13 protein-coding genes are annotated in these 14,383 nt (G+C 40.9%); 7 read left to right on the forward strand and 6 right to left on the reverse strand.

The window, feature by feature from the left end; genetic code table 11:
• Positions 1-27: 27 nt before the first annotated feature.
• Positions 28-681, forward strand: coding sequence for a gluconate 2-dehydrogenase subunit 3 family protein (locus DXX92_RS01000; protein ID WP_115998722.1), 654 nt, complete (start codon positions 28-30; stop codon positions 679-681).
• Positions 678-2,387, forward strand: a complete 1,710-nt coding sequence (locus DXX92_RS01005) for a GMC family oxidoreductase (RefSeq protein WP_115998723.1) — start codon at positions 678-680, stop codon at positions 2,385-2,387. The genes DXX92_RS01000 and DXX92_RS01005 overlap by 4 nt, the downstream gene beginning before the upstream one ends.
• Before the next feature lie 105 nt (positions 2,388-2,492).
• On the opposite strand, the gene DXX92_RS01010 is transcribed toward DXX92_RS01005, so the two are convergent.
• Complete coding sequence (locus DXX92_RS01010) at positions 2,493-4,610, reverse strand: TonB-dependent siderophore receptor (protein WP_115998724.1); 2,118 nt, start codon at positions 4,608-4,610, stop codon at positions 2,493-2,495.
• Positions 4,611-4,895: 285 nt separating this feature from the next.
• Between DXX92_RS01010 and DXX92_RS01015 the strand changes: the two genes are divergently transcribed.
• Positions 4,896-5,762, forward strand: a complete 867-nt coding sequence (locus DXX92_RS01015; RefSeq protein ID WP_220347617.1) for a YicC/YloC family endoribonuclease — start codon at positions 4,896-4,898, stop codon at positions 5,760-5,762.
• A 183-nt stretch (positions 5,763-5,945) separates the two neighbouring features.
• Complete coding sequence (locus DXX92_RS01020; protein WP_115998725.1) at positions 5,946-7,175, forward strand: tyrosine-type recombinase/integrase; 1,230 nt, start codon at positions 5,946-5,948, stop codon at positions 7,173-7,175.
• A gap of 89 nt (positions 7,176-7,264) precedes the next feature.
• On the opposite strand, the gene DXX92_RS01025 is transcribed toward DXX92_RS01020, so the two are convergent.
• The 3 genes from DXX92_RS01025 to DXX92_RS01035 all read right to left on the reverse strand — a co-directional run bounded on the left by DXX92_RS01025 (position 7,265) and on the right by DXX92_RS01035 (position 9,486).
• Entirely contained in the window at positions 7,265-7,456 is a 192-nt protein-coding gene (locus DXX92_RS01025) for a helix-turn-helix transcriptional regulator (protein ID WP_115998726.1), read from the reverse strand.
• The gene (locus tag DXX92_RS01030) at positions 7,453-7,782 is read right to left on the reverse strand and encodes a hypothetical protein (RefSeq protein WP_115998727.1); all 330 of its coding nucleotides are present in this window, start codon (positions 7,780-7,782) and stop codon (positions 7,453-7,455) included. Before DXX92_RS01030 ends, DXX92_RS01025 begins: the two co-directional genes overlap by 4 nt.
• 723 nt (positions 7,783-8,505) lie before the next feature.
• Complete coding sequence (locus DXX92_RS01035; protein WP_115998728.1) at positions 8,506-9,486, reverse strand: plasmid recombination protein; 981 nt, start codon at positions 9,484-9,486, stop codon at positions 8,506-8,508.
• A 327-nt stretch (positions 9,487-9,813) separates the two neighbouring features.
• On the opposite strand from DXX92_RS01035, the gene mads1 reads away from it, so the two are divergent.
• The 3 genes from mads1 (at position 9,814) to dcm (ending at position 12,487) form a co-directional block, all read left to right on the forward strand.
• Positions 9,814-9,993 carry a methylation-associated defense system helix-turn-helix domain-containing protein MAD1 gene (gene mads1, locus DXX92_RS01040; RefSeq protein ID WP_115998729.1) on the forward strand — a complete coding sequence of 60 codons (180 nt, stop codon included), beginning with the start codon at positions 9,814-9,816 and terminating at the stop codon, positions 9,991-9,993.
• A gap of 192 nt (positions 9,994-10,185) precedes the next feature.
• Positions 10,186-11,223 (forward strand): restriction endonuclease, encoded by a 1,038-nt coding sequence (locus DXX92_RS01050; protein ID WP_115998731.1) that lies wholly within the window; start codon positions 10,186-10,188, stop codon positions 11,221-11,223.
• Complete coding sequence (gene dcm / locus DXX92_RS01055) at positions 11,216-12,487, forward strand: DNA (cytosine-5-)-methyltransferase (RefSeq protein WP_115998732.1); 1,272 nt, start codon at positions 11,216-11,218, stop codon at positions 12,485-12,487. The genes DXX92_RS01050 and dcm overlap by 8 nt, the downstream gene beginning before the upstream one ends.
• Positions 12,488-12,752: 265 nt before the next feature.
• Here dcm and DXX92_RS01060 read toward each other — a convergent pair whose 3' ends face one another.
• The gene (locus DXX92_RS01060; protein WP_115998733.1) at positions 12,753-13,841 is read right to left on the reverse strand and encodes a porin; all 1,089 of its coding nucleotides are present in this window, start codon (positions 13,839-13,841) and stop codon (positions 12,753-12,755) included.
• On the reverse strand, positions 13,834-14,271 hold the full coding sequence (locus DXX92_RS01065) for a hypothetical protein (protein WP_115998734.1): 438 nt from the start codon (positions 14,269-14,271) through the stop codon (positions 13,834-13,836). Before DXX92_RS01065 ends, DXX92_RS01060 begins: the two co-directional genes overlap by 8 nt.
• Positions 14,272-14,383 lie beyond the last annotated feature (112 nt).

A 14,383-nucleotide genomic window follows, 5' to 3' on the forward strand; every position in this document is an offset into this window, starting at 1 on the left:
TGCGAATATAACAAGAAGCTTAAATCTATGTCATTTTTTGATCCCCTATACAAAACACCACGCTGGCTAGAACGCAAATTATCGAAGCATATGTCGCGTCGCCAGATGTTAAAGTCGGCGGCTGGTGCCACCGCGATTGCTACGTTGCCACTGCCCGTGTTAGCGGCGCAAACTTCAGCCTTGGACACGCTTATCAAACAAGATCCTTGGCGCACGCTTGATGCGGTGTTAAATCATTTATTACCAAGTTCAGCGTCTGGCCCGGGTGCCAAAGAAATTCAAGCATTAGCCTACTTATACAATGTGGTTGACGAGCAGCCGATAGACAGCGAAGAAAAGGCCTTTATTGAAAAAGGTGTTGGCTGGCTTAACGGCTTTAGCCAAAGTCAGCTGAAAAAGCCGTTTGTTGAATTGGAAACGTCAGAAAAAGAAACCATTCTGCGTAAAATCAGTGGCTCGCAAGCTGGCCACAACTGGATCAACACGCTGATTAACTACCTTTATGAGGCCATGTTATCGCCACCAGCATACGGTGGTAACCCTAATGGTATTGGCTGGCAATGGCTTAATCATCAAGCGGGCTTCCCGCTACCTGAAAAAGGTAAGCGCTTTTATGAAATTCCAGGGCGCTACCGCATTTCCGTAAAGAACCTATCAACAGAGGATAAACGCAAAGCATGATGTACGATATTTGTATTGTTGGTAGTGGTGCAGGCGCATCGCCAGTGGCTTATACGCTGGCTAAAGCTGGCGCGAAAGTGTTAGTGCTGGAAAAGGGCGCTTGGCTGACCGAAAAAGAATTCTATAAAGATGAATTAGCGATCAGCTTACGCGATGCTTATAACCCGTCGTTGGCTGACGAGCGCCATGTGATAGAAGAAGAGTACGAGCGCAACGATGGCTCAACTTATTGGCAAGGTGAGTCTACTGAAAACTCTGGCTGGAGCTTTTGGAACGGCAATGTTGTTGGTGGTTCATCAAACTTTATGAGTGGTTACTTCCATCGTTTAAAACCGGTCGACTTTAAATTGAAGTCTACTTATGGTGCCGTTAAAGACGCTAATGTTGCTGACTGGCCAATTAGCTACGAAGATCTTGAGCCGTTTTATACCATGGTTGATGAGCAAGTTGGGGTTTCCGGAAAGGTTGTTAAACATCCACACCAAGAACCACGCTCGAAGGATTTTCCTTATCCGCCAATTGCTGAACATCCAGTTTCTGGCTGGATTGACAAAGCCGCCAGCGACTTAGGTTATCACCCGATCCCAGTGCCACGTGCGGTTCTATCGCAACCTGCGATGGGGCGTCGCAGTTGTGAATATTCTGGGTATTGTAGTAGTTATGGCTGTTCGTCGGGAGCAAAAGGTAGTGGCCGAGCGGCATTGCTTAATCATGCTGTGGCGACAGGTAATCTTACTATCAAGCCTAATTCAAAAGTGTTTAACATTGCTAGCGATGAGCAGGGCAAGATCACTGGCGTTGAGTATTACGACGCCAAAGGCAAGAAACAGAAAGTACAGGCGGGTATTTATGTGGTCGCTTGTCAAGCGGTGGAAACATCACGCTTATTGTTAGCGTCAAAAGGCGCTAAGTTCCCGAACGGTCTTGCCAACAACAATGGCCAAGTGGGTAAAAACTTAGTTTTTAGTGCCGGTGGAACGGGTCGAGGTGACTTTGATTTTGACCAACTTAGCGACGAGCAAGTCGCACAACTAACGACAGTAGGGCCATTTGTAAACCGCGCATTGCAAGACTGGTACGAAATTGACGATGACGCTTTTGCTGGCGCTAATAATGGCGGTAAAGCAAAAGGTGGCACCATAGATTTTCTTTTCCACCAAAACCCAATCGCGCGTGCCATGGGGTCGCAATACGATGAAGACGATCAACTGGTGTGGGGTGAGCAGTTAAAAGCCAACCTTAAGCAGGAATTCACCACCTATCGCACCTTGCGCTTTGAAGTGTTTAACGATTGGATGCCAAACGATGACTGCTTTGTCTCACTGGACGATGAAGTCACCGACAAATGGGGCGACCCAGTCGCGAAAGTACGAATTGGTTATCACCAGCAAGATTTGCAAGTAGGTGAATATATCGCGAAAAAAGCGGAAACGGTATTGAAAGAGCTAGGTGCCACCAATGTCTATTCATCGGTTAGCAGCTACCCACCAACGAACTTGATGGCGGGCGGTTGTCGCTTTGGTAATGATCCCAAAACCTCAGTGCTTGATAAAAACTGTCGTGCCCATGAAGTGGATAACTTATATGTTACCGATGGCTCCTTTATGCCAACCGGTGGCAGCGTGCCATACACTTACACGATTTACGCCAATGCATTTCGTGTTGCTGAGCAAATTAAACAGCAATGGCAAGTTAGTAAAGCTTAGCTACTAAGCGTATAAGCGTACGAAAAAATAAGGCTCAACCATTTTTATAAATGGCTGGGCCTTTTGCGTTTTATTAACTAAATAGCGCTTAACGCTGTTGCGCAACTAGAAGTTGTAGGTTAGCTGACCAACTACTTTTCTTGATTCACCGGGGAAGTGGCCATTGCGCTCACTAAAGCCACTGGCAGCATATTCTTTGTCAAAAATGTTATTCACATTAATGCTTAGCAAGACATCATCCCAACGAGTTGTCCAGCTTGCGTCAAATACGGTAAATGACTTCACTTTCTGGTTATCAAAGCTAATTTGCTCATCAACATAATCAATACCAAAGGCGATTGAAGAGTCGATATTCGCAAGCTCGTAGCGTGTCCATAAACCAGCTTGATGCATTGGCGCATTAACAAATTTGCCTGAGCCTGAAATATTGCGGGTATCACCGCGCGTTACTCGCGTGTCATTGTAAGCGTAGTTCGCAGTAATACTTAGGTTGTCGGTTAAGTCGCCGACTAACGTCAGTTCAACACCATCACTTTCCACTAAACCAAAATTGATCACTTGTGGAATATTCGGGGTTTCATCACTGTCGATGAAATCAGGGTTGCCGATGACTAAGTTTTCCTTGTCAATTTGATAAAACGCGATGGTGGTGAAAATACGGCCGTCTAGCCAGTATTTTTTCGCACCGAGTTCAATTTGATCACCTGTGGTTGGCTCTAATTCGCCAGCACCTTCTTCAAAGTCGTCAGGGCTTACAGGGTTAAAGCTTTCTGAATAACTGGCGTATAGCGATAAGTCATCCATTGGTTTGTAAGTAACACCGGCGCGGTACGTAACATCATTGTCGTCGTAGCTGTTACCGCTTTCTTTATTGGTTTCGTCAAATTGATCGAATCGAGCGCCAAGCATAATTGACCATTGTCCGGTCAAGGATAACCTGTCTTGCACGTAGAAGCTGTTACGTTCACGCTTAATGCCATCGCGGTTTAAATCGCGAAGGTTGTATGTTGATGGGTCAGTTTCGCCATAGTTTGGCTTAAAAATATTTAGGTTTCCGACACCATCAGCTTCGTAACGAGCGCGCAAGTAGTCATATTCGGTGTCAACGTCGTGGTAATCACCGCCGAACAATAACTGGTTGGCCATGCCTGCCAATTCGTGTTCATAAACAAAATCAACGGTTAGGCTTAGCTCTTCATTGGCTCGATATTGATCGCGGTACTCGCGTCGAATGGTCTCATCGTCAATATTGGCTTCGCCATCACCATTCACATCAACCCAGCTGCGTGATTCGTGGTAAGCCTGTTCACGCTCGTTATCCATGTAGCGCACAGTTGCATTGACATCTAAATTGTCCGTAAAGCTGTGCTTCAATGTTGCTTGCAGTGTCAGCGCTTCTAAGTTTTGGTAGTCGAATTTTTCATTGGCGTTATATTCGCGATCGACAATAAAGTTGCCATTGTCGTCGGCAGGTACGCCGCGTAAGCGGTTACCGCCAAGGTTTTGTTCAACGTAATCAAAGGTGGTGGTTAGGCTGGTGTCGGCGTCAAATTCATAGAGTAAACCACCAGCAATTTCGGTATTCTCGCTGTCAGCATTGTCGCGGAAACTGTCTTCCTCTTCGTAAAATGCGCCAAAGCGAAACGCTAGATTGTCGGTGATACCGCCCGTCATATCGACAGATGCACCTGCTAATGAACGATTACCAACAGTGAAATTTAACTCGCGTTTTTCAGTGAAGGTTGGCTTTTTAGTAACATAGTTGATCATACCACCGGGCTCACCACCGCCATAAAGTGCAGTTGCTGGGCCTTTCAATACCTCAATACGTTCCACGTTAAATACCTGGGGTACACTAAAGCCTGAGTAAGGGTCGCCGCGCACCCCGTCGTAAAACACGTTGGCATCATCCCTAAAGCCACGAAAGGTTACGCCGGAATAACTAAATTCACTGACACCTGCAATGGAGCGGTATAAATCGGTAATGTTACGTGCTGCTTGGTCAACAATTAGTTGATTGGTAATGACATCAACAGACATTGGCAAATCAATAATGTCTGCCGGTGCTTTGGTACCAACACTGGTATTGGTATCTAAGTAAAACTGTTGTGCGCGACCAGTGACCTCGATCACTTCAACATCTTGCGTTGCCGCCTGAGCGATAGGCATTGCAGACGTTAATATCGTACTGGCAATGGCTAAACTAAGTTTATGGTGTTTCATATTGAGAGTACTTTTATTCGGGATATAATTTTTAGATGCGCATGATAATGATTATCAATTGCGATGTCTAATTTCTATTTGAATTTATTTGGCTGGTATAAGCTTTTGAGAAATAAAGTTCTGATGTTTATTCTTTGGATCAGTATGGGCGCAAGCTAAAAGCGGCTGCGAATACGTAAGTTTTACGCCCAGCTTTATGATTTGTTATTTTGCTGGTGAGTGCCATTGGGCTCAGGCATAATTCACCATGCTTCATTCTTATAAAATTTGTTAATAGGAAAGATTATGACAATTCATTCGATGACCGCTTTCGCCCGCGTTGAAGTGAAGGGTGACTGGGGTAACGCTGTGTGGGAAATCCGCTCAGTTAACCAACGTTTTTTAGAGACTTACTTCCGTTTGCCAGAGCAATTTCGTTCAATGGAACCCGTGCTACGTGAACGTTTTCGCAAAGCACTAAACCGTGGCAAGGTAGAGTGTGGCCTGCGCTTTAGCGCTAATCCTGCCGCCAAGGGCAAGCTCGCCTTAAACAAAGATCTAGCTGCGCAACTACTAGAGCACGCAAACTGGTTAAACGAGCAAACATTAAATAGCCAAGTAAATCCATTCGAGATTATGCGCTGGCCAGGTGTAATGGAAGCTGAAGAAACCGATATGGATGCGATTCAAGCAGATATTCTTGCCGGCTTTGACCAAGCATTGAAAGACTTTATCGCTGCTCGCGCTAGCGAGGGTGTAAACATGAAAGCGCTTATTGAGCAGCGTTTAGAAGGCATTACCGAGCAAGCGGAAAAAGTTAAAGCACACATGCCGGAAATCATTCAATGGCAAAAAGATCGCATCGTTGAGAAGTTTAATGATGCGGGCATTGAGCCAGAATCTGGCCGCGTTGAACAAGAACTGGTACTGCTGGCGCAAAAAATGGATGTGGATGAAGAAATTGACCGCCTATTTAGCCATGTTAAAGAAACCCGCAGCATTTTGAAAAAAGGTGGCCCGCAAGGCCGACGTTTAGACTTTATGATGCAAGAGTTTAATCGTGAAGCGAATACATTAGGTTCGAAATCGATTAATGCTGATATTACGAATTCAGCAGTTGAGTTGAAGGTGTTAATTGAGCAGATGCGTGAGCAGATCCAGAATATTGAATGACAATTCATTTTAGGTCAATTTAGCCCAAAACTATATAATAATAAGAGTTTTACAAGGCTACTCATTTCACAATCCTTCTTGTTCTGTCACCATATTTCATTTTAATGGTGACAGTTTCGGTGACAGGTGATTCATTTTTTGCTTTAATTAATACACCTGTCACCAGCTAATCTATTTCTGACAATGAATGATGCTCAACTGAAAGCTCTGATTAAAAAAGGAAAGCCTGTAAACAAGAGTATTGGGAGGGGGCTATATTTTCGAATAAGTGAAGAAGGCACTCCTTTTTGGGTCTTGAGATATACATTTAATAAAAAACGGAAACAGTACACAATTGGACGCTATGGGAACAAAGCTGATGAAATAACACTAGCGGATGCTCCAGACAAAGCCGCGGAAGTCAGAAAGCTCATCAAAGATGGTAAAGATCCAGTCTTGGAGAGAAAGCGCCCAAAAAAAGCTAAATTTAAAACCGTCGACGACATTGCTCAAAAATGGCTCAGAATATGTGAGCGAGATCTAAAGCATCCACATATACCTGCTCGTGTATATAAAAAAGAAATTTTTCCACGGATTGGGCAACTTGCCGTATCCGACGTTGAACCGACAGATATCTTAGCAATAGTTGAGTCAATTAATGACAGCGGTAGACCAACGATATCTAATGATGCTCTAGCTTACTGTAAGCAAATATTTGACCGAGCGGTGGTAGAGAGCGCGATTAAGTATAATCCAGCGGCTGCTATATCAATTAAGCATGCGGGCGGGAAAGAAAAAGCACGAACTAGAAAATTGTCATTTGATGAAGTTGAAATTGTATTTAAGGTACTCAGTGAAAATAGCGATCAGTTTACAAGAGAAAACTACATAGCATTGTTACTTCTACTTTGCCTTGGAGTGCGAAAGGGGGAACTAATTTCTGCTAAATGGCAAGCGGTTGACCTTGAAAAGAAAACATGGTTATTAATGCCTGATGGGACTAAAACTGAAGCCGAAATAATCATTCCATTGCCCGATAAGCTAATAGCGCTATTTGAAGAGCTTAAAGTTAGGTCACTTGGTTCAGATTACCTATTTCCGAATAGGCGTGCTAGTCAGAGAAGAAAGTACATTTCTGATGATACTCTTAACCACGCGTTAGCTAAACTATTTGGGAAAAAAGTTGGCTCAAAGAATAAGCCTTTTCCTAACGTTTTAGGGAAAGCTGGTATTGAGTATTTTGTTGTTCACGATCTGCGTCGCACCTGTAGAAGTTTACTTTCTTCTTTAGGTATCCCACCTCACATAGCAGAACGTTGCTTAAACCACAAAATTAAAGGAGTTGAAGGGATATATGATAGGCATGATTATTTTGAAGAAAGAAAAGAGGCACTTGAAAAACTTGCTGTAGAGGTTATGTGTAGGGTGAATTAAAAATAATCTAAACAAAGTAACAGCCAGTCAACATTTTAATTTTCTTAATGATTGAAAATTACTTCGTTAACAGGCTGTGTACTTTGTAATTAATGGTACTTGTGCCCCCTTTCTTTAATCCACTCAGAGATTACTTGTTTTTCCCAAGCAATAATTCTTGCAGATAAGTAAATAGGGGCTGGTATTTCTTTGCGTTGACGCATTCTCCATAAAGTTGAAGCACTTACCCCTAAGAGCTTTCTAAGCTCTTCTGCCCTAACTAGCTGAATCGAATTATTCATTCTGATTTCATCCTTAAAGTGCGTTGTATTTGACGTGAGTGAGCATCGTTGACATCGCCTTTTCTGACTCTTCCTAGCAAGTGATCTTGCATTAAATAGTCAAACATTTTAGCTCTACTTGATGCATTGAAATCGGGTAAATCAGTTGCATTCATTAAAAAGAAGACTAACTTCTTTCCCTCCCTATCCAAGTCAGTTGAAAGCGTCAACAGTGAAACTCCATAACGATCACTACACACAGTTGCAGCGGCTATAGCGACCATCATTGACGATTTGCTTGGCCAATTTGAATCGATGTAATTTTTTAACATTCCTAAAAGAATCATATTAACTCCTAATGTTTGGTTAAAGTCGTTGTGACTGGCATTAGAATAGAGCGTTATTTTGAAACTGCCAAATTTATTTTCAACTTAAGCGATTGTTTTTAAAGGAGATTATTCACATCCCTTGCTTGCCTTTTCTTTGAAATCAGTAAGTTAAAATTTTTCTTATAATAAAAATCTGGTTATTTTTTAACTCATCTGACCACTCTAGGTATAGCTTCAAAAAGTAACTCGTACTGTCTCACTTGATTAAAGGTTTTTAAGTGGTACACATTTAAAGGAGCAGTGTTTGACACTCGAAAAGCTATAGAGCTTTTACGATTTGGTTTGGATGAAAGATGTTTTTTGGATCAAATTTGGCTCAGATATTACAAGGACACCGCGAGTATCAGTGCACGACGGCTGTTTGGAAAAGATGTTAAAAAATGTGGAATACGGGCAAACCAACCAGCAACCACAGTAAAAAATAAGCAGGGCTAACTATTTTCAGCATCAAACAGGGAATGAAGCATGCGGGGGCGACAAGGTGAGGCATGTCGTTAAGTTCATTCAGGAAGCTAGTATACTCACATGCGAACTTCCCACGGCAAGTTAATACCACTCTTTTTTCAACTTAGCCAGATCCCAAGATAGCGATGCTTTTCACGCAAACGCCTATGGGACTCTGTTTGCTGGCAAAATAAGAAATCCTTAAGCCTCAGCCAGCAATGGAACGTATTTATAACATTATGGTCTTGGTTTAGGTTTACGTAATGGTGACAAGGGTTGTAATTTCCTTTGTGGCTTGTCCTCTATACGCTTATCCTCAGGTTGAACATTATCACTATGATCTACTTTAAGCTCAATAACCCGATCATCATATTTAACATCACCAACGCAGATAATTTTTGTGATCATCTGGACAATGTTTTGAGTAAATTGTTCTGGAAAATAAGCCAAAGCCTCCTCCACTTTCTTGGCATATTTTTTAACTTTAGAAAGCACTACTTGATAATGCGTTACTTCGCGGCGCAGGCGAGTGCGCTCATCTCTTAAACGGCTAATTATCTTTTCTTTTTCTATTAATTCAGATTCAAAGTCCAATTTAGTATGATTAATCTCGGAGTAAAACGTCTTTATATCTTTATGCTTTGCAGAAGACTTTTCTTGGTAGGTAACCTGATAACCTTTTAAATACCGAAATGCTGCACAATATCTTTTTTGCAGTAGTTGCAATTGAGGTCGGTCGAAAAAGCGCTTAGCAGCTAGTTTAAAGCTTCCTGACGCTACATCTTCATAGACAGGAACAATAATCGCGTGCAAATGTGGTGTTGTTTCATCCAAGTGAATAACCAGATTCACTAAGTTATCACCGTAGGTATCAATCAAGAATTTTTTAACAATGTTGACGAATTCGACAGTGTTTTTCTTATTGAATTTACCTCTCAAATCGAGCTTGTTGTCGATGAAGAAATCAGGCGATAAGGTTGCAACTATCTCGTTACAAATTACACCATTTTTTCTGATTTTATGAGGGTTGATACCTTTGCTGACTAAATGCTGTTTTACATCATCTACAATATCACTGCTTCCAATCAGGCATTTTATGTCAGTATTTGCATCAGCGTTTGGAACATCAATCAACCTGTGATTGTGGTTATTTTTGGCGGCCAATTGGCCGTAAGTTTTGACTTTTTCAATTCTTATAATTGAATGTATTTCTCTCATATTAGTTTTAGTTTGTTTAAGTATTTTTCTTCACACTCGAAGAGTTCATTCGCGAAGCGACTCGCGTCTTTTAACTCGTTAAAAGTGTAGTGAGTACACAAAGGTGTTTTATCTTTGTTCTCATACTAAGAATCTAACATTCAAGAAACTGTTTAAAAGAGGCAAAATGTCTAGCGTGCGCAAACCTCTTTAGCTAATGGATTGTTTTAAAACAGATAAGTTACGAATACTCTGCATAACCACTCATTAGTCCCGTTATTCACTTATTATTCTTGTTTATTCCTTAATTTTCTCATAGTATGCGTGTATTCAAATTGAGGACTAAATATGTCTGACGAAATATTCACACTCAAAGAGCTAGCTGAATATCTTAAATTGACAGAAAAGACGGCTTATCGCCTAGCAGCGGAAGGTAAACTTCCAGGCTTTAAAGTTGGCGGAAGTTGGCGCTTCAGGTTGAAAGATGTAGATGACTGGATTAATAGTCAAAAGGTGAAGTCATGTTAAGTTATTTTAATAAGTTGCCTCCAAAGCCTAGCTACATTAATAAAGTGCTGAAGGCACTAAGCTCTGCTCATTTGACGTTATCTCAAATTCAAACGAAAACATCATTAACACGAACACAAGTGACTTGCACATTGGATAAACTTATTGCAGAAAAAGTCATAGTGACTCATGAGGAAAAAGGAAAGAAATATTATGGAATCAAGTCATAACTACAATAGGGATATAAGTGCATTAGAAGCTAACGCAGTTCTTTGGTGGCCTGAATCTCTAACTGATAAAAACGCAAATGTTAGTATAATTCCAAGTCTATTAAAGTCTCAAAAAGACTTCTTGTCGATACTAAATTTATGTAAAGAATCTCCTTTCCAAATTTTTGACATCTTAATCGCTTCAAAGTTTCCAGTGAATTTATTTTTAAAGCACCTTAGCGTGCTTGCGGACTATGGTGGTGAGCCTATTCAGAGGTTAGGACGCTCTTTCAGCGATATATTTAAGCAGGCTGATGGCAATCATAAAATTTCATTCTCATGGGAAGGTGATAATTATGAGTATTCATTTGAATGTCTACCTCTAAGGGGGCTGGGAAACAAGAAGCTTCTTATAGATGGAGAGGGACTACTGGTTGAACAATCCGAACTATCTTCTCTTTTTAAAGATATGATTATTATTCTTCTTTTTGGATCTACTAGTTCAGTTTCACACGAAGCTGCGCTCAGTTCATGCGAAGTGGGTACATTATTAGGCAAATCGGAACTGCTAGAAGATTATGTCAAAAAACGCTACATAATGGTAAGTCGTATTACAGGCGGTGCGACATCTAATAGTCTCGGTCAATTAGCACAGAAAGAAGTAGTTCAATTCTTGAAAGACTCGTTGGGCAGCAGTTACACGGTGGTAAGTAACGGAACAATTCAGTTAGATGAGTATGAAAAAGCTCAAGGTATGCCGTTTGATGTAGTGGTAACAAAAAACGAAAAGTCGGTAGGAATAGAGATCAGCTTTCAGGTTACAACGAATAGCACTATTGAGCGTAAAGCAGGGCAAGCTCAAGATAGATATAGAATGATGAGAAATGCAGGACATCATATCGCATATATCCTTGATGGTGCAGGTAATTTTCAGAGGAGTTCAGCTATTTCAACCATTTGCCAAAATAGCGAATGCACTGTTGCATATAGTGAAGCTGAATTCGAAGTATTAGCGGAGTGGATTAGAACACTATATGATTAAATTTATTGATTTATTCGCAGGGACAGGCGGTATTAGACTTGGTTTTGAGCAGGCTTGCGATGATTTAGGAATTCAACATAAGTGTGTATTCAGCTCAGAGATAGATAAAAAAGCTGCCAAAAGTTATGAAATTAACTTTGGTGAAAATCCACTATCTGATATTACTCAAGTTAACGAACTGCCAGACTTTGATTTCATGTTGGCAGGCTTTCCATGCCAAGCTTTCTCATATGCAGGCAAACAAAAAGGGTTTTCTGATACTAGAGGAACTTTGTTCTTCGATATAGAACGTCTTCTGAAAAAGAAAAAGCCTAAGTACTTTTTGTTAGAAAACGTGAGAGGTTTAACAACTCATGACAAAGGTAGAACATTTGAAACGATTAAATCATCTTTGGAAAACTTGGGCTATTCAATAGATTTTGTATTACTAAATTCAAGTAAGTTTGATGTACCTCAGAATAGGGTAAGGATATACATTGTCGGAATATTGAAATCAGAAATAAAACTAACGATAAACAGTGATCTAGGGGCTGCCGATACGCATAAGTATAAGGTTGAAAACTTGAAATACCAAAGTGACATTTTTGATCAATCCCCCCATCGTCCAGCCTCTGTTAAAGACATATTATTACCACTAACTGACGTTGATAAAAAGTATATCTGTACTCATGAATTTACAGAGAAGCTTTCTAAAGTAGTAGGTAATAATTTTGAGCACCTACACGGGTACCGATTAATAGATTATCGAGGTGGTCGATCAATTCATTCGTGGGAAATGGGTGTAAAGGGCGATTGTTCTCCTGATGAAATTGAATTTATGAATCTACTTATCGCAAATCGTAGAAAGAAAATATTTGGCACACATCAAGATGGAAAAAGTCTTACTAAAGAACAAATTGAAACTTTCTATCACGCAGAAAATTTTGAAGATGTGACTAGTAGTCTTATTAGTAAAGGCTACTTAAGTTGCTATGATAAAAAATATAATCCCGTTTGCGGAAATATGTCTTTTGAAGTATTTAAATTTCTGGATCCTGATGGGATATCTATAACTTTAACCGCTAGCGACTGCAATAGATTAGGTATTGTCCAAAACAATATTCCTAGGAGAATAACACCAAGGGAGTGTGCAAGGCTTCAAGGTTATCCTGATACATATGAGTTGCTTGATGACGACTCTGCGGTATATAAACAAATGGGAAATGGAGTTTCTGTTCCTGTAATAAAAGCTGTAGTTTTAGATTTTTTATCTAATAACCACTAAGAGAAATACATTTTACGGCAATCCACAAAATAAGATTTACCTTGTTTTAATTTGCCACTTTAGCTCCTGAACATTGTGGTTACAGATTTGTTGACAGGCTTATTTTTAATTTCTGAAATATAAACTTATAATATTGAAATTAAATGATTATATCTTCGTACCTGTCATTCAGATCCAAAACATTGAATAGTTAACTCCTCACCGATTTGAATAAGAAAAAGGAGCCATGCGCTCCTTTTTTGTTGGTTCGAATTCGAAGTTTTGATTAAAAAACAAAATTAAACATCAGGGTGTAGGTTTGTGCGTCTGGCTCTTGCGGGGTTGTTGTAAATGAGCCGCGTTGGTTGCCAAAGCTCTTAAACTGCTGCCATTCTAGGTTGAGCGATAAGTTATGGCGAAGATCGTAGCGAACCCCTGCGACGAAGCTACTGCCAGATTTACCGTCGAAATCTGTTATGTCGGTGCGTTTGGTTTTTGTCTCACCATATAGCGCATAAGGCGATAGCTTCATAATTCGGTACGACGCCATGGTATACCAAGTAGAGCGCACATTGCCTAGTTGTCGCTCAGCGGTTAGCGTCCAATTACCTAAGTTGTATTCAGCGCCAAGAGAATACAACTCAAAGCGACGATCAGGTTGGTCTAGCACTAAAAGCGGAATGCCTGGGGCTGGATTTTTAATGATAAATTTTTGATCATATTCGGCATCAAAGTAGGTAAAGTTCCAGCGGAAATAGTCGCCTTCAAGTTGTGCATTGGCACCGAGAATATCATTAACATTAATTTCTACGTCAAATGTGCTGGTAACTTCTAAGGTATTGTCATCATCGAAGGCAATAAACGGAGTGAACGATACTTGATACTCATCATAAAGGTCAAAATTCCAGACCACATTAGCGCCGTTATAGGCGGTGATGCCTAATATAGAGTTGTAAACCTCTTCGGGTGGTCTCGCACTTTGGTAGGCATGGCCAACGTAATAATATTCAGAAGCCAGAAAAACGGGCAGGCGAAGTCGACCTACTCGCGCTTCAACGTTGCCGAATGAATAACCTAAATACGCCCACTCTACTTCTGGATTAAGCCATTTATCTCTGGGGCGTTTAACGACTTGCGCAGATGCTTTGAAAGATTCTTGGTAATAATCGAGTTGCAAACCAAAGGTGGTGTCACAATCCCAACAGGTTTCATCAAGGATATTGCGGTTGATAATAAGTGGTGTTTCATTATCACTTCTAGTGATTGACGTTGAGCCAAAGCCACTGAGGCTGAGGTTGTCATTAATTTCAATAGCGGCGAGAGCATCAAAGCTAATCGCCACTGCTGACAATGCTGCGATTAACTTGTTATTCATGATTTTTATCCTTTTTAACCACATACAGTACGGTCACACTTTCAGGTAAAGATTCTAATGGGGCATAGCCGATGCGTGTTGGCTTCTGTGAAAGCCATTGCAGTAGTTCATCCAGTGAACTAGTTTTCATTTCTCTTGGCGGTCTGGCTTTACCGGAAAATGACAGGCCAGCCCAATGGGCGCTCATTTGTGCGGCGTCTTTGCCTAATAAGAGCTGATAGAACTCGTTTCTTGTTTGGTTATTATTAGGCCAATCAGAAAGCTCTATTTTTTTACCTTGCAGCGATTTAGCTTTGCCGCGATATAGCATTCTAGCCTTGCCTTTACTGAGCTTTTTAAAGTCTTTATTTAGAGTAATGATGGCGTAGTTTTCAGCGGCATGCAGTGTCTGCGGGAAAATCAACGCAGTACAGAATAACCAAGCGAGCAAGTATATTAATTGCTTAGGCCTGACTGATAGTTTACATGGGGCTGTAACGGTAGGTTTGAAACGTCTGTGGTGCATCCTGAACCAAAATCTCTCCTTGCGATAATTATTAAGG

The organism is Thalassotalea euphylliae, assembly GCF_003390395.1.
GTDB lineage: Bacteria > Pseudomonadota > Gammaproteobacteria > Enterobacterales > Alteromonadaceae > Thalassotalea_F > Thalassotalea_F euphylliae_C.